The 18353-nt window shown below is 41.9% G+C and carries 18 protein-coding genes; 7 read left to right on the top strand and 11 right to left on the bottom strand.

From position 1 onward, the window contains the following. Positions 1 to 215, bottom strand: a 215-nt coding sequence (locus A9260_RS09745; protein WP_082957172.1) for a transposase, incomplete at its 3' end; no start/stop codon positions are given. A 168-nt stretch (positions 216 to 383) separates the two neighbouring features. Further along, positions 384 to 971: a YjaG family protein gene (locus A9260_RS09740; RefSeq protein ID WP_068698504.1), complete on the bottom strand. Its 588-nt coding sequence runs from the start codon at positions 969 to 971 to the stop codon at positions 384 to 386. A gap of 90 nt (positions 972 to 1061) precedes the next feature. Between A9260_RS09740 and A9260_RS09735 the strand changes: the two genes are divergently transcribed. Then, positions 1062 to 1988, top strand: coding sequence for a D-2-hydroxyacid dehydrogenase (locus A9260_RS09735; RefSeq protein WP_068698502.1), 927 nt, complete (start codon positions 1062 to 1064; stop codon positions 1986 to 1988). 79 nt (positions 1989 to 2067) lie between these two features. Here A9260_RS09735 and pyrE read toward each other — a convergent pair whose 3' ends face one another. Together pyrE and rph are read right to left on the bottom strand one after the other, a co-directional pair. Further along, positions 2068 to 2709, bottom strand: a complete 642-nt coding sequence (pyrE, locus tag A9260_RS09730) for an orotate phosphoribosyltransferase (RefSeq protein ID WP_068698500.1) — start codon at positions 2707 to 2709, stop codon at positions 2068 to 2070. A 97-nt stretch (positions 2710 to 2806) separates the two neighbouring features. After that, on the bottom strand, positions 2807 to 3523 hold the full coding sequence (rph, locus tag A9260_RS09725; RefSeq protein ID WP_068698497.1) for a ribonuclease PH: 717 nt from the start codon (positions 3521 to 3523) through the stop codon (positions 2807 to 2809). Positions 3524 to 3669: 146 nt separating this feature from the next. On the opposite strand from rph, the gene A9260_RS09720 reads away from it, so the two are divergent. Beyond that, positions 3670 to 4536: a YicC/YloC family endoribonuclease gene (locus A9260_RS09720; RefSeq protein WP_068698495.1), complete on the top strand. Its 867-nt coding sequence runs from the start codon at positions 3670 to 3672 to the stop codon at positions 4534 to 4536. Positions 4537 to 4825: 289 nt separating this feature from the next. Here A9260_RS09720 and A9260_RS09715 read toward each other — a convergent pair whose 3' ends face one another. From A9260_RS09715 to A9260_RS09690, 6 genes are all read right to left on the bottom strand, one after another. Continuing rightward, complete coding sequence (locus A9260_RS09715; RefSeq protein WP_068698493.1) at positions 4826 to 5248, bottom strand: helix-turn-helix domain-containing protein; 423 nt, start codon at positions 5246 to 5248, stop codon at positions 4826 to 4828. A gap of 4 nt (positions 5249 to 5252) precedes the next feature. Next, on the bottom strand, positions 5253 to 5570 hold the full coding sequence (locus A9260_RS09710; protein ID WP_068698491.1) for a type II toxin-antitoxin system HigB family toxin: 318 nt from the start codon (positions 5568 to 5570) through the stop codon (positions 5253 to 5255). Between the two features lie 242 nt (positions 5571 to 5812). Further along, a complete protein-coding gene (locus A9260_RS09705) occupies positions 5813 to 8959 on the bottom strand; it encodes a DUF3427 domain-containing protein (protein WP_068698489.1) in 3147 nt (1048 codons plus the stop codon). A gap of 50 nt (positions 8960 to 9009) precedes the next feature. Continuing rightward, positions 9010 to 9663, bottom strand: coding sequence for a 5,6-dimethylbenzimidazole synthase (gene bluB, locus A9260_RS09700; protein WP_068698487.1), 654 nt, complete (start codon positions 9661 to 9663; stop codon positions 9010 to 9012). A 260-nt stretch (positions 9664 to 9923) separates the two neighbouring features. Continuing rightward, positions 9924 to 11066, bottom strand: a complete 1143-nt coding sequence (locus A9260_RS09695; RefSeq protein ID WP_068698485.1) for an Lcl C-terminal domain-containing protein — start codon at positions 11064 to 11066, stop codon at positions 9924 to 9926. 19 nt (positions 11067 to 11085) lie between these two features. Further along, a complete protein-coding gene (locus A9260_RS09690) occupies positions 11086 to 12006 on the bottom strand; it encodes an MBL fold metallo-hydrolase (protein ID WP_068698483.1) in 921 nt (306 codons plus the stop codon). Between the two features lie 476 nt (positions 12007 to 12482). Between A9260_RS09690 and gmk the strand changes: the two genes are divergently transcribed. The 4 genes from gmk to trmH are packed head-to-tail and all read left to right on the top strand — an operon-like array spanning position 12483 to position 16283. After that, complete coding sequence (gmk, locus tag A9260_RS09685) at positions 12483 to 13106, top strand: guanylate kinase (RefSeq protein ID WP_068698481.1); 624 nt, start codon at positions 12483 to 12485, stop codon at positions 13104 to 13106. Positions 13107 to 13164: 58 nt separating this feature from the next. Then, on the top strand, positions 13165 to 13437 hold the full coding sequence (gene rpoZ, locus A9260_RS09680) for a DNA-directed RNA polymerase subunit omega (protein ID WP_068698479.1): 273 nt from the start codon (positions 13165 to 13167) through the stop codon (positions 13435 to 13437). A 36-nt stretch (positions 13438 to 13473) separates the two neighbouring features. Then, positions 13474 to 15594, top strand: a complete 2121-nt coding sequence (gene spoT / locus A9260_RS09675; RefSeq protein ID WP_068698477.1) for a bifunctional GTP diphosphokinase/guanosine-3',5'-bis pyrophosphate 3'-pyrophosphohydrolase — start codon at positions 13474 to 13476, stop codon at positions 15592 to 15594. 2 nt (positions 15595 to 15596) lie between these two features. Further along, the gene (gene trmH / locus A9260_RS09670; RefSeq protein ID WP_068698475.1) at positions 15597 to 16283 is read left to right on the top strand and encodes a tRNA (guanosine(18)-2'-O)-methyltransferase TrmH; all 687 of its coding nucleotides are present in this window, start codon (positions 15597 to 15599) and stop codon (positions 16281 to 16283) included. Positions 16284 to 16292: 9 nt separating this feature from the next. Here trmH and radC read toward each other — a convergent pair whose 3' ends face one another. Beyond that, positions 16293 to 16967, bottom strand: a complete 675-nt coding sequence (radC, locus tag A9260_RS09665; protein WP_068698473.1) for a RadC family protein — start codon at positions 16965 to 16967, stop codon at positions 16293 to 16295. Between the two features lie 176 nt (positions 16968 to 17143). Here radC and coaBC point away from each other — a divergent pair, with 176 nt between their 5' ends. After that, positions 17144 to 18346, top strand: a complete 1203-nt coding sequence (gene coaBC, locus A9260_RS09660; RefSeq protein ID WP_068698471.1) for a bifunctional phosphopantothenoylcysteine decarboxylase/phosphopantothenate--cysteine ligase CoaBC — start codon at positions 17144 to 17146, stop codon at positions 18344 to 18346. Positions 18347 to 18353 lie beyond the last annotated feature (7 nt).

Below are 18353 nucleotides of genomic sequence, written 5' to 3'. Positions count from 1 at the left end.
TCGGTTTTGATCCGCTTGCTGCTCTTTCCGTTACGGCTGTTTTTTGATTTGGATTGTTGGTGTTTTTCGTAGCCAAGATGCTCATCCATTTCAGCATTGAGAGCTGCTTCAACAGTGATCTTTTTGAGCATCTGACTGAATTCGGTTAAATCTTCAGGGCTTTTAATTCCTTTTGCTGCTTCTTTAGCAAAAGCTTCAAGTGCTTTCTTATCCATGTTGCCTTTCCTTAGCCATTACGGCATTAAGTGTAGGCAGTTACACAGAATTTAGGACAGTCTCGCTAGGCTGATCAGAGATTTACTACGATTGGTATAAAATAACCATATAAAACAAACGGGAGCCTAGGCTCCCGTTTGTTTTTCTATTTGCTTGCTAGTGCTCGATTAAAGCTGCACACCAATATTGCTTATGCCGTCTTCACGTAGCTCTGCACGTAAATCTTTAATCAACTCTACATTGCGCTCAATACATTCACGTAGCGGACGAGCAATTGCCCACTGAACATCCCACTCTTCACATACTGCTTCATTTTGTTTTTGATTATCGTTAGTGATTTCTTCACTACCTTGAGCAACTTCAAGATCGGCCACTGTCATCACAGATTGTTGGCTGATGTTTTGTACTGCTTCTGGCAATAAATCACGGTCAAGCAATGCATGTAATAGTTCAGCAAGCCCCATGCAGGCATCAATAGCAGGGTAAACACCATAAAAATCAAAGTCTTCAGCACTAGGCACCAACTCTTCTAGTTTTTCTAATTGGCGTTCAAAGTTAACTTTGGCACTTTTAATTGTCAGTAACTCCCAAACACTGTCGAGAATATCTCGATAAATTCGCGCTTCAGCAAATTCCGTTGTCTGGCAAAACATGGCATAGTTTGGGTACATTCGTTCACACAAACTGGCCATAAAAGTGATTTGTTGCCAAGGTTCTAGTTTTTCAATACGAACCTGAAGAGGATTCTGTAACATAACGACTCACAATTGTGGGAAAACAGCAAAAGTGTACACAATTCTTGAACGCTATTCATAGTTTTACTTACTTTTAAGGAAGCCAAGCCGATGAAAACAGATATCCAGTACTTATATGTTGAATCAAAAAGCAAAGGTGAATACCTAGAGCGACTGAAAAAAGAAAGTCTTCCGCAACTTGAAATCACTGAAAATAAACGCCTCGCAAACATCATACTGGCAAGCCCAACCATGATGGCAAGCCAACTTGACCAATTTCCTAATCTAGAATGGTTTCAGTCTATCTATGCTGGCGTTGATAGCTTAATGGAACAGGACGTGCGTAAAGATTATCTGCTGACTAATATCAAAGAGATATTTGGTCAACCTATTGCGGAATATGTACTAGGGTACGCTATCAGTCACTTCCGTCATTTTGACACTTATAAGCAACAGCAAAGCGCCCAGTTATGGCAACCTCATCCGTACACTTGCCTAAATGAAAAAACCATCGTTATCCTTGGTACAGGCTCTATTGGCTCGCACCTTTCTATTGCAGCCAAAGCTTTAGGATTAACGACGATTGGGGTGAACTCTAGTGGAAAAACCCCCACTGGCGGGCAATTTGATGACGTCTATCCTATCTCACAGTTAAATCATGCCTTGGGCCTAGGCGATATTATTGTCTCCATACTACCTAAAACATCACAGACCGATGGCCTGTTGAACAAACAAAGCTTAAGCCACTGTAATCAAGCACTACTATTTAATGTGGGACGTGGTGGAGCGATAGACAGCCAAGGCCTATTGAGCGCACTAGAAGACGGACATGTAGAACATGCCTATTTAGATGTGTTTATCAATGAGCCTATCTCTCAGCAGTGTCCGTACTGGCAAAATCCAAAAGTGACCGTCACACCACACACAGCAGCGCACAGCTTTCCAAATCAGGTAGTCAGATTATTTAAAAAGAACTATCAGCTCTGGTTAGAAGAGAAACCTCTGCAAGCTAAAGTAGATTTTAATAAAGGCTACTAAAACAAAAAGCGCCACTTATTTAATAAGTGGCGCTTTCCTTTAGATATGTAAACTATCTTAATTTGCTATCAGCGAATACTTAAACGCCGTATTCAGCGCGGTATGCTTTTACAGATTCTAGTTGCTCTGCGTTACCGCCTTTCTCTTCTAAGAAAGTAATCAGGTCAGTCAGGCTTACAATTGAAATGATTGAACAGTTAAAGTCGCGTTCTACTTCTTGAATTGCAGAAAGCTCACCCTTGCCTTTTTCTTGACGATCAATGGCCACTAATACACCCGCCAGATCTGCGCCATTAGCTTGGATAATTTCCATTGATTCACGAATTGCAGTACCGGCTGTGATGACATCATCCACCAGCATAATACGACCTTCCAGTGCACTACCCACTAGGTTGCCACCTTCGCCGTGATCTTTGGCTTCTTTACGGTTAAAACAGTATGGCTTGTCGGTATCGTGATGATCAGCCAGTGCAACTGCTGTGGTCGTTGCAATTGGGATGCCTTTGTAAGCAGGGCCAAATAGCACATCATAATCAATAGCAGAGTCTGCTAATGCAGCAGCATAAAAGCGACCTAAACGCGCCAAATCACGACCAGTATTAAACAGGCCAGCGTTAAAGAAGTACGGGCTAGTACGGCCAGACTTTAGAGTAAACTCACCAAACTTAAGAACTTGTTTCTCAAGTGCAAACTCAATAAATTCACGCTGGTATGCTTTCATTATTTTCTCTCTTATAAGATTCTAAATTATTAAAACGTTGTATTTGTGCATCTCCAGTGGAGATAAAAAAATAGCCCCGCAAGGAGCTATTTAAAAACTATTCAGCCAGTGCTGCTTTCTGCACTTCGATGATGTCCGCAATGCCCTTTTGAGCTAGAGCCAACAACTCCATCAATTCTTCGTGTGAGAACGGTTCGCCCTCTGCAGTGCCTTGAACCTCAATCATTTTACCTTCTTCGGTCATCACGACGTTCATGTCGGTATCAGCAGCTAAATCTTCAACATACTCAAGATCACACAGACCTTCACCTTTAACGATACCAACAGAAACAGCCGATACATGCCCTTTCATTGGGTTCGCTTTTAGTTTGCCTTGTGCAACCAATTTTTGGAATGCATCAGCCATTGCAACACTTGCGCCAGAGATAGAAGCGGTACGTGTACCACCGTCAGCCTGAATCACATCACAGTCAACAGTGACCATGATTTCACCCATAGCTTCTAGATCAACCACAGCGCGTAGGCTACGAGCGATCAAACGCTGGATTTCCATCGTACGACCACCTTGCTTGCCACTTGCCGCTTCACGACGATTACGAGTGTGAGTTGCGCGAGGAAGCATGCCGTATTCAGCAGTTACCCAACCTTTACCTTTGCCTTTCAACCAACGAGGTACGTTCTCTTCCACAGAAGCGTTACACAATACTTTAGTATTGCCAAACTCGACTAATACAGAACCTTCTGCATAAGCGGTGTAGTTGCGAGTCATTTTAATAGGACGAACCTGATCTACTGCACGATCGTTTGGACGCATTGAAAGTCACCTAAATAATTGGGTATGGGATTGGGTCGAGATTATATAGGATCATGAATCAGGATGCGACCTTATGGGGTCGCTCGCTTTTGTGCTAAGATTGCCCGCAATATAGACGCACCAATGTAATGAATAAAGGTAATTTGATGATTTACAGCATGACCGCTTACGCGCGCAAAGAAGTAAAAGGCGACTGGGGCAACGCAGTATGGGAAATTCGCTCTGTTAACCAGCGTTATTTAGAAACCTACTTCCGCCTACCGGAACAATTTCGTGGCCTAGAACCTATCCTTCGTGAACGTTTTCGTAAGCGTCTAGCACGCGGTAAGGTTGAATGTCACCTACGCTTTGAAGCAAACCCAAGCGCTAAAGGCGAGCTAAGCATCAATACCGATCTTGCTAAGCAAGTGATTAACGCCGCTAACCAAGTCATGGACATGACCGGTGAAACGACTCGCATCAACCCATTCCAAGTAATGCAATGGCAAGGTGTGATGGAAACACCAGAGCAAGACATGGACAGCGTAAACAAAGACCTTCTTGCTGGCTTTGAAGGTGCGATTGCTGACTTCATTGAAGCTCGCGCAAGCGAAGGCGAAAACATGAAAGCGCTAATTGACCAGCGCCTAGAAGCCATCACATCTGAAGTTGTAAAAGTTCGTGCTCGCATGCCAGAAATTCTACAATGGCAACGTGACCGCCTACTGAATAAATTTGAAGAAGCGTCTATCGAGCTAGATTCATCTCGCGTTGAACAAGAACTTATCGTTCTAGCTCAAAAATCAGACGTAGCAGAAGAGCTAGATCGCCTAGACTCTCACGTAAAAGAAACCAACAGCATCCTGAAAAAAGGTGGCGCTTGTGGCCGTCGTCTAGATTTCATGATGCAAGAATTCAACCGTGAATCAAATACGCTAGCATCAAAATCTATCAGCACTGACATCACCGCTTCAGGCGTTGAACTGAAAGTTCTGATTGAGCAAATGCGCGAGCAGATCCAGAATATTGAATAATCTCTAAACTGTATTATTTAATGCTAGGTTAACCATCGGTAGTTGGTGGTTAACCTAATTATCATCCAGATAGATATATGTTATTAGTAGATACAGTCCCATACAGCACCGTTTAGACGTTGTATCACAAACTAACATCACCTCAGCCAAGTTCTTCGAAGTAATCACACCTTAAATTTTGGCGTATTGTTATCACTTCGTGCTTTGACAAAAACTGGGAAACTATTAATAAGAGCTGCGCTTTTAAAATGTGTATCTCGGCTTTTATTAACGACAGCCAAAACTGCCACTAGCCTATAAACAATGAAGCTGGCACACCAAAGCGTGCCGATAGTGCCTTAATGTGGTTGAGCGTTAGAGCGCGCTTTCCACTCAAGATCATTGATACCGTCGATTTTGCACCAATCTCTTCTTTGAGGTCACTTAACGTCAATTGATGCTGATCGATAATAACTCTTAGCATGGCGATACCGGGCTCTAGTTTTTCGATAGCTTGATTAAATTCACTAAACTGCTCCGCTTCTTCTTCATACCTTTCAATCACCGGAAACATCAAATCGATCACTGGCTGATGAGCATCATAATCTTCTATAAGTACTTCCATCGTGGCAATCAACTCTTGATATTGCTCAGGCGAAGAGATACCACTCACCCAAGGCATAACTTGGTGCAGTTGATTAGCAGCTTTGTCTAACACAGCGATATTTAACATAGTGTTACCTCTTCAGTTTCTTTTCACGGTATTGCTTTGTAATGCGATCGTATTCGGCATGACTGACAATGTTCTTAATGAAGCATCGACCTCCTACAAATTCGATAAATGCAATAAGCCTTAAGTTGTTACCGCCAATATCAATCACCCACCACTTATCAACATATTTAAAGTTGTCTAGTGACGGAAAGACTTTTCGTAGCTCATCTGGGCTTTTTGCTTTGCTCTCTTTTAACACCTTGTACGTTGCATCTAGTGCATCGCAATCGTTTGGATAGAGTTTTTTCGCATTTTCAAAAGGTTGCTTACTTATAACGTGCATGTACTATCCAGCTTGTTCACTATATGTGAACACTATACCTAAACCAAGTCTAGTTCACAATATGTGAACATCAAGAAGTAGCCAAAATGGATAGCTGGTGGTTAACCTAATTATCATCCAGCATAGATATATGTTATTGAGAGATACTGTCTCATACAGCACCGTTTAAACTTTTTATCACACCAACAAGCAAGCATCATCTCAAGTTAATTAAAGATGGTGAAAATAAAAATAATCACTTCCTAACCAACAGCCAGTTTTGCCGCCTGTTGCCACATAAATGATGGCATTGGAGAGAGCAATCGCCAGGTTATACTCATGGGTTTTGAGCCAGTATGCGATACGTACTCAACCTCACCGTAATTGACAAACCCCATTGTCCGACCATATTCATCTTTAGTTTGTTCGCGCACAAATAAGAACAGCCTTTTCCCCATTTGTTGGTGTTGAATATACTCCAGTCCTCGCCCTCTTTCAGGTCTCGCACTGTTTTGCGATTGCCAATGAAACAACTCTTCATTGATAGCGTAATCATGGTACATGGTCGTTGGCGAGAATTGTTTTTCGTTCTTATTTAGTGTTACAAAGAGCAGTTCAATGTTTTGCTCTTTGATAGCTAAAACACCTTCTCTTGCGGGTAATTTACGAGCAAATGTCGAAGCATTGAATGCACATAGAATTTGCTCTCTTGCATACCGAGCATGAAGTGCTAGCGGAACATTGTGCAAGTTTGGCATGTTGCGTTGTTGATGCTTAGTCTGGTTTATTTTCCACTTCAAGGCATCGATGAGTTCTTCACGTAATCCTGAATCCATCAGTGCTAATAAGCTGTCTTGTAAGGAATGAAATCCGCATGCTGAACCGACACCTTTCCAAAAATCATAATGACACATCAGTGCTCTACGTTGATCGGCATCTTCTAAGCGATAATTACCGGAACAAAGATCTAAAAGATAACTAAGGTATGCATGATCATCACAGGTAAGAATACGACTATAGATTGCCTTTTCATTCATTTTTTCAGGGTATGAAACCTTACTTGATTCTTCTACACCCAATGCATCAGAGACTAAAGCTTGCCACGTTCCTTTCTTATAGATTTCATGGATATTTAAATCAGGATAAATGGTCAAAAAATTACTCAGCGTCAACGGTAAGTTTGAATGTTGTGGGAACTGTCGAATCTTAGTTCTGAGTCGCTGAAGATTTAACGTAGCTTGTCGTATCTGGGTTAACACCAACTCCTGTGTTCGTTTAGAAAGCTCAATTCGACAGCCTAATGGAGCATGAGGGAAGCCTTGCTTAATTTCATCAGCAATGGCTCTCTCTGTTTTACCGATTAGTGAGCGGAATTTATTTGAAAAATCATATTCAGGGCGAGAGTTACCAACAAAATCAAGAACCGTGCAACACTCTTTACCTTCAGCTAAACGTAACCCTCGACCCAGTTGTTGAAGAAAGATGGTTAAACTTTCCGTTGGTCGCAAAAACAGTAAGGTATCAACTTCGGGTATATCTATCCCTTCATTAAATATATCCACAACACACAGCACATTGATCTGACCAGAACGCAGAGCAGATTGTTTTGGCTGACGTTCATGGCTATTGTCGCTCGTTAAAACATCAGCCTTAATGCCTTTTAATAAAAACTGCTGTGCCATGTATTGTGCGTGATCTTTACTCACACAAAATGCCAATGCTTTCATATCATCAACATTAGTCATTATCTCATCAAGGCTCTGAACTATTTTATTTACCCTGACTTGGTTATGAGTATAAAGACTCGTTAACTGAGCAATATCATAACGTCCACTGCGCCAACTTATATTTCGAAGGTCGGTATCATCATCGATACCAAAGTACTGAAATGGGGATAACAATCGGTTATTTATTGCTTCAGGAAGACGTATTTCTGCGGCAATCACGCCATTAAAATCCGCTAAGATATCACTACTATCATGACGTTCAGGTGTCGCGGTTAGACCCAGCAATATAGACGGTTGGAAATAGGAAATGAGCTTGCGGTAACTACTTGCGGATACATGGTGTACTTCATCTATAACGATATAGTCAAAGTACTCTGCCGATACCCGCATATTCTCAACTTGATTATTAAGCGTTTGAACCGAAGCAAACAACTGCTCATAGTGATCTGGACTGTAGCCACTAACCCACAACTCACCAAAATCACTGTCTTTTAATACGCCTCTATAAGCTTCTCTTGCTTGTTTTAAAATTTCTTCTCGATGGGCGACAAATAAGAATTTTGCACTTGGTTTTTGCTTTCTAAAATTGGCAAAATCAAAAGCAGAAATGAGTGTTTTGCCTGTGCCGGTAGCTGCTACGACTAAATTGCGCTTGCGCTGATGTATTTCTCTTTCTACTTGCAACTGCTCTAGAATATCTTTCTGATGAGCAAACGGAATTATATCGAAGAAATGCCTTGGACTCGTGCTACCGCTACCACTTCCTATTTGGGCTTGTTTGAGAGCCTGATTGAGTTTTTTCTTACTTTCTACTTTTCCATCAAACACTTCAAACTCACTGGATGCCCAATATGTTTCGAAAGTACTTAAAGATTTTTGAATTATATGAGGGATTTCTTGAGAGGTTATTTTCAGGTTCCACTCTAAGCCACTAGTTAATGCTGAACGAGAGAGATTGGAAGAGCCGATATACCCCGTGTGGTAACCTGTATTTCGACAAAACAGATAACTTTTAGCGTGTAAACGTTCTCGTTGCGTATTGTAGCTTAACTTAACCTCTGTATTAGGCAGGCTAGCAAGATACTCAACCGCTTTTGCATCGGTAGCCCCCATATACGAAGTGGTGATGATTTTAAGCTGTCGGCCACTGCGAACAAACTGCTCCAGCTCTTTGCGAAAAATACGAATGCCAGTCCACTTGATAAATGAAACTAGCCAATAGATGCTATCAGAGGACAAGATCTCCCGCTTTATTTCAGACTCAAGCGAGATACCAGCATTACTTCCACAAAACAGCTCACTCTGAGTTAAACCCGTTAAAGGAAAAATATCCTCTACATATTTTTTGAGATCAGCTGCTATCGGGTTTTCAAATTCATATAAAGCTGTGAGTATTCGACCTTGGCTATTGAGAAGATTTTCCTCAATGACATCCTCATCTCTGATTTTGTCTTTTAACCAAATTAGTAGCTCATTAGATAACTCTATCTGCTGTTTTAGTTGGTCTTCACCTGATGGGACTAGAGATATTGCATGCTCAAGGATGTTAGATAAAAATCGAGAGAGCCAGATAGATGCTTCAGAGCTAGTGAGTAATCGCTCACCCACATAAAACTGATCTTTATTTAGGTGTTGATCTACCACTGAAGTAATCAGTTGCTCATAAATCCCTACTTGCTGCATATATTCCTCTAACTTCCCTAGTGATATGGAGTGCTATCTAGACTCAAACATCACTTTGATTGCGGCCAACTGTTTTCATAAAGGAAGGTTTCAACCGTTTCCGGAGTCGCCCATTGTTGTTCGACTAGCATTGGTTTTTCATAAAACTTTTCAACATGACCAATACATAAAATAGCGATTGGGCGACTGTCTGATGGCATGTTTAATAAGTCAGCAAGTGCTAGTGGGTCAAATAGCGATACCCAACCAAGACCAATGCCTTCGGCGCGAGCGGCTAGCCACATATTTTGAATGGCGCAAGAAACAGAGGCTAAGTCCATATCTGGCATAGTTCGGCGGCCAAATATGTGTTTTTCACGTCCTTCAGGCAGTGCAACGACTATGAGCTCTGCACATTCTGAAATGCCTTCTACTTTCAGTTTTAAAAATTCTTTTTTACGCTCATCAAGTAGTTCAGCCGTTTTGTTTCGTTCTGATTCCACCAGCGACTTTATGGATTGTTTTAACTGTGGCTGAGTGATGCGGATGAATCGCCAAGGTTGCATTAAACCAACACTAGGCGCTTGATTGGCAACGGTCAGTAGACGTGCTAATAAACCTTCTTCCAATTGCCCATCCACAAAATGGCGCATATCGCGTCGCTCTGCAATGGTTCGGTAAACGGCATCTTTTTCCGCTTGGCTGTAGCTATGTTTACTTTTCATTTATGGGGTCTCTTATGATTCATTTAGCATGCTTGCAACCTGCTAGTATTGTCAGTTGTTATATCATAGGTAAGTGATGGTATCCCTCATTTAAAAATAGCTTTAAGCCATACCTACGCATGACATTCACTTTATCGAGAAACAGCAACAGCGAGTAACCCTACCCAAAAATATAAAATACCAACAAAAAAAGCTCTTATTAATAAGAGCTTTCTAGATACTAAATATCGCGGAAGAATCATTCCTTGATTGGCTATACGCTAAGGCATGCTACGTACTGCTCGAGCGTAGTTATCTATACGGATAACATCACCTTGCGGGCCAAAGCCATTCGGGTAGTCTTTAGCATCACCTTGTTTAGGTTCTGCTCGCTGAGAGCCCGCGCCATGAACATCCAGCAAGCGTCTTTGGCTAGAGTTACGTTGCTTCATATAGCCAAGGCACTCACCAAAACAAAAGTATGTCGCTTGCGAATCTGATTTTCGACCGACTTTTAAATGCGTTGTACTGCTCCAAAATACTGGATAGTTCTGCTCACCTTGTTCATCTTTGATAGTCGAGATTGAAAAAATAGGATCAATTGCCGCAGAATCTGTCGCTTGCGGTGAACGAGAATAATCAACTATTGTTTGCAACTCTTTAATATTCGGCAGACGCCAGTCGTTATGGCCTAGATACTTATCCTTATTAAGCTGTGCTACCCAATCTTTCGCCTCAGACCAATCTAGCCCTTTTTGACTATCTTGTTTAGACCACATCAATTGAGTGGCAAGATCACTTACGGTTCCATCTTTGTTATCGACAAAGTTATTCTGGCTATATTCCACATTTCCACGAACTAAGCGTACCGTAAACTTGTTGTCTTCTTTGGTTCGGGGATGAACTAATGGATAACCTTTGATGCGTCCATCCGCAAAGTTAACACCAAATACCGCTTTATCTTTGCCCATGACTTTGCCTGAATAAATTGAGGTAGTCAGGTATTGCGAGTCAATTACTCGCTTGCCATTAGTGCCATATTCAAAATCAAAAACATCAGTATCGAGAAACGGCTTTGCACCCTTTGGAACCGTGTACATATCTCGATTGCTGGCATCAACCCCCGTAAACAGAATCAACGAATACAATTCTTTGATATTAGGGACGCGCCAATCATTGTGTCCACCAATAGTGGCTGACTCTGCGTATTTCATCGCTTCATCAAAGCTCAATACTTTATAATCTTTTTGCCACATTAAACCCGTCACTTTATCCGTGACCGTATTGTCATTATTACCTTGGTACTGACCTGTTTGTGTCGAAACAACAGGATAGTGATTGGTGCTTGATGTATTAGCAAATGAAGTGCTTGCTGTACATAACGTCGCAGCCACAAACATCATATTTCGCAGTATAGAAGACATAGTTATCCTTATAATTTAATTACTTTGTTTGCGCCGTATTGCCACAATCTAATGACATGAGATCGGTACTAAAAATAATCTCACCGTTATAGTTCTTTGTTATCACTTCTTTGCTTGCTTCTTCGTCTATTTTCCCTCGAACAAAATGGGTATAAACTAGCTTATCCACATTGGCATCTCCCGCTAATTTGCTAGAGTCATCAAGATTCAAATGCGCACGCTGCTTTGTAGACTTCTTGCCCTTTTTCTTGTCTTTTTTCTTTTTACCGTTTTTCATTACCATACCGCCAGAATCCATAATTAGGCAGTTTGCATCTTTGGAGAATTCGGCAAAACCTGGGCCAGAGCTAAGGTCGCCACTGATCACAACCGACTGATCTTTATAATCAAACCGAAAGGCAATGGTTTCTATTGTGTGAGGTACAGAAAGGGTTGAGACTTTAATGTCATCAATCTTAAAAGAGTCGCCCCCTTTTAGATCGGTAACCGTCAGGTGTTTTTTTCTTTGATCAAGAGAGCGCTTCGACTTACCAAGGCGATAATTTAAATCTTGCTCATACAAACTGAGGTTACTATTAGTAAAGTCTTTTGTTTGAGTCGGCCCTGCAATTAACACATCACTACGCCCCATCAATACACCGGTTAGCAGTGAAGAGAAGTCGGCGTTATGATCCAGATGATGATGAGTAAAAAGCAGTGCATCTATTTTACGAGCATCAACACCAAACTTTTTTAAATTACGATTTACACCATCCCCCATATCGACCAATACCTGAGTATCACCTTGAGTAATTAATACCCCGGCACTAACTCGCTCTGGATTATAGTCAGGAGAACCTGAACCAATAATGGTGGCTACCATTGGTGATGCTTGCGCGTAAGATAAACTCGTTAAGCTACATACCGCTAAAAGAAGTATTTTTTTAGTAGGAAAAGCCATGAATGCCCCTAAATTAGATGGTTGTTATTAGCTCCGTTGAATAAACAATAGCAACCTGCATCAAAAAGGATATTTACTTTACTTGAATTTACATTATGGAAAGATGAGGGGTATTTAGTGTTAGATCGACCATCTTCTTCGCTAATTTAAACGTAGATTAAGGCTAAGTTTAATGATTCAAACTAACACCAGATTCGGTTTAATTGTTGTAACTTTCATACCTTTCACGAAAAGTGATCATCGTTGGAATTAATCCAAAGGGCTGATTTACTTCGATCTGGGTTCCAATTTTGGGCGCTCTAGGAGAGTATATTTACAGAAGATCATTTCTAGTTTTAATCACAAGTTGTGATCTGCTGTTTTTCCGTGCTATTCTTCGCAACCATTTTTCTAGGGTTATTTCAACGTAAACTCTAGTATTATCTTTATTGATGCATATTCAATCACACTGTTGACACTATTTCGGAGCTCTACGAATGGGACAAGGCACCTTATATATCGTTTCTGCACCTAGCGGAGCAGGCAAATCTAGTCTGATATCAGCCATGCTGGAAAAAAATCCGGTATACGCAATGAAGGTTTCTGTTTCTCATACGACGCGTAGTACGCGTCCGGGAGAAGAAAATGGTGTTCATTATCATTTTGTTGAACGAAATGAATTTGAAACATTGATTGAAGAAGGCGTTTTTCTGGAACATGCTGAAGTGTTTGGTAATTATTACGGCACATCACGTATCTGGATTGAAGAAAACCTTGAAAGAGGTATCGATGTATTCTTGGATATTGATTGGCAAGGTGCTCGTCAAATCCGCGAACAAATGCCACAGGCAAAAAGCGTCTTTATCATACCGCCATCAAATGGTGAGTTAGAGCGTCGCTTAAATGTGCGTGGTCAAGATAGTTCAGAAGTTATTGCCAAGCGAATGAGTGAGGCAAAATCAGAAATGTCACACTATGATGAATATGACTACATCATAGTTAATGATGATTTTGATGCTGCTTTGATGGATTTTAGAGCAATTCTGCGTGCAGAACGCCTTAAACAAGACAAACAAACAGCAAAATACAGTGGAATGCTATCAGCTTTACTAGCAGAGTAATCTAGAAAGCTGTATAATTTCCCGTCATTTAAAATGTAATTTAGTAATTGGAGTCCTCATGGCACGCGTAACTGTACAAGATGCTGTTGAAAAAGTTGGTAACCGTTTCGACCTTGTTCTAATCTCTGCTCGTCGCGCACGTCAAATGCAAACTGGCGGTAAAGATGCACTAGTGCCAGAAGAGAACGATAAGTATACGGTAATTGCTCTTCGTGAAATCGAAGAAGGTTTGATTACTAAGGAAATCTTGGATGCTAAAGCACGCCAAGAACAACAAGAGCAGGACGCAGCAGAACTAGCAGCCGTAAGCAGCATCGCTCACACTCGCTAATCTGCCCAACACCTCGTAACCTTTTAGGCCCGTAATTTGTATCTATTTGATAGCCTTAAAGATGTTGCCAAAGAATATTTATCAGAGCCTCAAGTTGAGGCTCTGCGCCATTCTTATTCGGTAGCAAAAGATGCCCATGAAGGGCAGACTCGCTCTAGTGGCGAACCCTATATCATCCATCCAGTGGCCGTTGCGAGAATCCTCGCTGAAATGCGCCTCGATCTTGAGACCCTCCAAGCAGCACTACTTCATGATGTAATTGAAGATACCGAAGTCACCAAAGGTGAACTCGAAGCTCTGTTTGGTACAGCTGTCGCTGAATTGGTTGATGGTGTTTCGAAACTCGACAAACTAAAATTCCGAGACCGTAAAGAAGCTCAAGCGGAAAACTTCCGCAAGATGGTTCTCGCGATGGTTCAGGATATTCGAGTTATCTTGATTAAGCTTTCTGACCGTACGCACAACATGCGTACTCTTGGAGCGCTTCGTCCTGATAAACGTCGCCGCATTGCACGAGAAACTCTTGAAATCTATTCACCATTGGCGCATAGATTAGGTATCCACAATATTAAAACTGAGCTTGAAGAGCTGGGTTTTGAAGCTCTTTATCCAAATCGTTATCGCGTACTTAAAGAAGTAGTGAAAACTGCTCGTGGTAACAGAAAGGAAATGATTCAACGCATTCACTCAGAAATTGAGGGACGCTTAGAAGAGTGTGGTATCCAATTTAAAGTGCTAGGTCGTGAAAAGAACCTGTACTCCATCTACAACAAAATGAAAACCAAAGAACAGCGTTTCCATACCATTATGGACATCTACGCGTTCCGAGTTATTGTTGATGATGTTGATACTTGCTATCGAGTACTTGGACAAGCTCACAGCTTGTACAAGCCGCGTCCTGGCCGAATGAAAGACTACATCGCAGTACCTAAAGCGAACGGCTATCAATCCCTTCACACCTCTATGGTGGGTCCTCATGGTGTTCCTGTTGAAGTACAAATTCGTACCGAAGACATGGACCAAATGGCGGACAAAGGTGTTGCAGCTCACTGGTCTTACAAAAATAACGGTCAACGCTCAGGCACTACCGCTCAAATTAAAGCTCAACGTTGGATGCAAAGCTTGCTGGAGCTTCAGCAAAGTGCCGGTAACTCTTTTGAATTTATCGAAAACGTTAAGTCTGATCTGTTCCCTGATGAAATCTACGTATTTACGCCAAAAGGTCGTATTGTAGAACTTCCTGTGGGTGCTACTGCGGTCGATTTTGCTTATGCGGTACATACTGATGTAGGTAACACCTGTGTTGGTACGCGTGTGGATAGAAATCCATACCCGCTAAGTAAATCATTGAAAAACGGTCAAACTATCGAAATCATTAGTGCACCAGGGGCTAGACCAAATGCCGCTTGGCTTAACTATGTGGTGACTTCACGCGCCCGCACTAAGATACGCCAAGTACTGAAAACAATGCGCCGAGAAGACTCCGTTGCATTGGGTCGTCGCTTGTTAAATCACGCGCTAGGCCGTCACTCCATTGATAGTATTTACCCTGAAAATGTCACTCAAGTTCTCAGTGATCTTAAGCAAGATAGCGTCGACGATATGTTGGCTTCTATTGGCTTAGGTGAGCTAATGAGTATTATTGTGGCACGTCGACTGCTTGGTGATGTGGATTCTCTAACTGAGACTAGCTCTGTAGAGCCTCGCTCTGAGAAGAAACTTTCAATTAAAGGCGCAGACGGAATTCTTCTGAATTATGCGAACTGTTGTCACCCTATTCCTGGTGACGATATTTTAGCGCATGTATCACCGGGTCGAGGGTTGGTTATCCATAGAGAAGCCTGTCCGAATATCCGTGGTTATCAAAAAGAACCCGATAAGTATATGGCGGTTGAATGGTCTGACAGTCATGAACAAGAGTTCATTACTGCGCTACAAATCGACTTACAAAACAGCCAAGGTGCCCTTGCTGAGCTAACCAATGTTATCTCACGCACTGGTTCAAACATCCACGGTATCTCTACCGAGGAAAAAGACGGTCGTTTGTATACTGTGATTGTGTCACTCACCACTAAAGATCGAATTCACCTTGCTAGTATCATGAAGAAAATTCGTGTTATGCCACAAGCTTTAAAAGTTCGTCGTCGTCGTAGGTAAAAATGAGTCCTGAGCGTTATCAAAAAATTGTTTCCGTTCTAAAGGCTCGTCAACCTGATCTAACGCTTTGTTTAGAACAGGTACACAAACCTAATAACGTATCTGCAGTGATCAGAACTGCAGATGCGGTAGGCTTACACAAAATCCACGCCGTATGGCCAAATGAGAATATGCGTACCCTAACTCATACCTCAGCTGGCGCTAGAAATTGGGTTGAAGTTGAAACTCATACCACCACCGAAGCCGCGTATCAACATCTACGCTCGCAAGGCATGCAGATCTTAGTGACTAACTTATCTGATACAGCGGTTGATTTTCGAGAAGTGGATTACACCAAACCAACCGCTATCGTGTTGGGCGGTGAAAAATACGGAACGAGTGACCAAGCCATACAAATGGCCGACCAAGATATTGTTATTCCTATGCTAGGAATGGTGCAATCGCTTAATGTCTCTGTTGCCAGCGCTTTAATTTTGTTTGAAGCACAGCGCCAACGTCATAATAAAGATATGTATAACCATCCTTCGGCTTCACTGCCTGCGGATGTGATTCATAAAACACTATTTGAGCGTGGACACCCTGTATTAGCCAAAGTAGCTAAACGTAAAAAGCTTCCTTATCCGATGCTTGATAATGAAGGGCAAATTGTTGCAGACCAAGATTGGTGGGCCGAGATGCAGCGTAAATAACGGTTTTATTTACATCCATCCCCTCTCTGCAAATGAAACCACCTCGCCATCACCCACCACAAAATGATCCAATATTCGTATATCCACCAGCGCTAAAGCATCGATTAAGCGGCGAGTAATTCGTCTATCTGCTTGGCTTGGTTCTGCAATTCCTGATGGGTGGTTATGCGCTAAAATAAGAGCGCATGCATTATGCTGAAGCGAACGCTTAACCACCTCTCTAGGATACACATTAGCCGCATCTATCGTGCCTTCAAATAATGACTCATGGTTAATAACTCGGTGCTGATTATCAAGAAACAGCACATAGAAAACCTCACGCTGTTTATCTCGTAGTAAGCTTAATAAAAATAACTTGGTTTGCTGTGGACTGGTTAGTGCATCGCCTTTCTCTAAGGTTTCGGCTAAATAACGCTGCGTCATTTCAATGAAAGCTTGCAGCTGAACATACTTAGCTTGCCCCAATCCTTTATGGTTGCAAAACACCTCTTCTGTCGCGGTTAAGATATGGCGCAGTGACCCAAAAGATTTAAGCAAATGATCAGCTAGCTCTAAAACATTCACACCTTGGCAGCCCGTACGCAAAAAAATCGCCAGTAATTCAGCATCCGTTAAAGAATCAGGGCCTTGGTTTAATAGCTTTTCTCGAGGAAGAGATTCCTTTGGCAGTTGTTTTAACGTCATCCCTACTCCTTGTTGATCATATTAAGCAATGTAGTATTGATGAAAAATCACTATACCCAACTTTATAATGAGTAAAAGTTGCACCGAAATCGCACCCAATCAGTCGGCTTGTCAAACTCTAACTCCCGTTCATTATATGGTATGGTTACCTTATTAATTTTATAGAGAAAATAAGCATGCAACCTCTTGAAGGTAAAAAAATAGTTCTCGGTATCAGTGGTGGTATCGCAGCCTACAAATGTGCTGAATTGACTCGACGCTTGTCTGAACGCGGAGCTCAAGTCAAAGTCGTAATGACTAAAGCAGCCAAAGAATTTATTACCCCATTAACAATGCAAGCAGTATCCGGACAACCGGTATCCGAAAGCTTATTAGATCCAGCGGCAGAAGCCTCTATGGGTCATATCGAAATAGGCAAATGGGCTGATCTTGTTCTTCTCGCACCCGCGACGGCCGATCTTATTGCACGCATGGCTGCCGGAATGGGCAACGACCTTCTTACAACTGTCGTTCTCGCAAGTGATTCTCCGATTGCTATCGCGCCAGCAATGAACCAGCAGATGTATAAAAACATCGCGACACAAGAAAACATCACCACTTTACAACGTCGCGGTATGATGATTTGGGGCCCAGCCTCTGGTGAACAAGCTTGTGGTGATATTGGCGCAGGCAGAATGTTAGAACCAATGCAATTGGTCGATCTGTGTATTAGCCAGTTTCAGCCTAAAATCTTGCAAGGTAAAAAAATCGCCATTACTGCAGGCCCTACACAAGAAGCTATCGATCCGGTTCGATTTATCTCTAACCATAGCTCAGGAAAAATGGGCTTTGCTTTAGCTGAGCAAGCGGCCAAATTGGGCGCAGAGGTAACATTAATCAGTGGCCCAGTGAACTTACCAACGCCGACTAATGTATATCGCATTGATGTATTAAGCGCTGAGCAAATGCACGAAGCGGCGATGCAACAAGCGAGTCTGCATGACATATTTATTGGTTGCGCGGCGGTTGCAGATTATCGACCAGAAACTATTGCTGATCAAAAACTGAAAAAAGTAGCGGGTACCGATGAATTGGTTGTTCGCATGGTCAAAAATCCAGACATTATTGCGACAGTTGCCGGCTTAACTCAAAATAGACCTTTTACTGTTGGCTTTGCCGCAGAAACTCAAGATGTTGAAAAATATGCCACAGATAAACTCGTCAGAAAAAATTTAGACCTAATCTGTGCAAACGATGTTTCTCAAACTGGTATTGGCTTCAATTCTAACGATAATGTCCTGAGTCTGTATTGGCCAGATGGTCACAAGCACTTCCCTCTGGAAAGCAAACAAGCTCTAGCCAAAGGCATACTAGAACAAATTAATGAACTCACTCAATAAGCATGAT

Origin of the sequence: Vibrio sp. UCD-FRSSP16_30 (assembly GCF_001676025.1) — a bacterium.
Taxonomy (GTDB): Bacteria; Pseudomonadota; Gammaproteobacteria; order Enterobacterales; family Vibrionaceae; genus Vibrio.
This window is presented reverse-complemented; position numbering and strand designations above follow the sequence as displayed.

Coding starts and splice junctions, on each gene's coding strand:
- A9260_RS09740 (WP_068698504.1), bottom strand. CDS start 971: ATGTTACAGAATCCTCTTCAGGTTCGTATTGAAAAACTAGAACCTTGG.
- A9260_RS09735 (WP_068698502.1), top strand. CDS start 1,062: ATGAAAACAGATATCCAGTACTTATATGTTGAATCAAAAAGCAAAGGT.
- pyrE (WP_068698500.1), bottom strand. CDS start 2,709: ATGAAAGCATACCAGCGTGAATTTATTGAGTTTGCACTTGAGAAACAA.
- rph (WP_068698497.1), bottom strand. CDS start 3,523: ATGCGTCCAAACGATCGTGCAGTAGATCAGGTTCGTCCTATTAAAATG.
- A9260_RS09720 (WP_068698495.1), top strand. CDS start 3,670: ATGATTTACAGCATGACCGCTTACGCGCGCAAAGAAGTAAAAGGCGAC.
- A9260_RS09715 (WP_068698493.1), bottom strand. CDS start 5,248: ATGTTAAATATCGCTGTGTTAGACAAAGCTGCTAATCAACTGCACCAA.
- A9260_RS09710 (WP_068698491.1), bottom strand. CDS start 5,570: ATGCACGTTATAAGTAAGCAACCTTTTGAAAATGCGAAAAAACTCTAT.
- A9260_RS09705 (WP_068698489.1), bottom strand. CDS start 8,959: ATGCAGCAAGTAGGGATTTATGAGCAACTGATTACTTCAGTGGTAGAT.
- bluB (WP_068698487.1), bottom strand. CDS start 9,663: ATGAAAAGTAAACATAGCTACAGCCAAGCGGAAAAAGATGCCGTTTAC.
- A9260_RS09695 (WP_068698485.1), bottom strand. CDS start 11,066: ATGTCTTCTATACTGCGAAATATGATGTTTGTGGCTGCGACGTTATGT.
- A9260_RS09690 (WP_068698483.1), bottom strand. CDS start 12,006: ATGGCTTTTCCTACTAAAAAAATACTTCTTTTAGCGGTATGTAGCTTA.
- gmk (WP_068698481.1), top strand. CDS start 12,483: ATGGGACAAGGCACCTTATATATCGTTTCTGCACCTAGCGGAGCAGGC.
- rpoZ (WP_068698479.1), top strand. CDS start 13,165: ATGGCACGCGTAACTGTACAAGATGCTGTTGAAAAAGTTGGTAACCGT.
- trmH (WP_068698475.1), top strand. CDS start 15,597: ATGAGTCCTGAGCGTTATCAAAAAATTGTTTCCGTTCTAAAGGCTCGT.
- radC (WP_068698473.1), bottom strand. CDS start 16,967: ATGACGTTAAAACAACTGCCAAAGGAATCTCTTCCTCGAGAAAAGCTA.
- coaBC (WP_068698471.1), top strand. CDS start 17,144: ATGCAACCTCTTGAAGGTAAAAAAATAGTTCTCGGTATCAGTGGTGGT.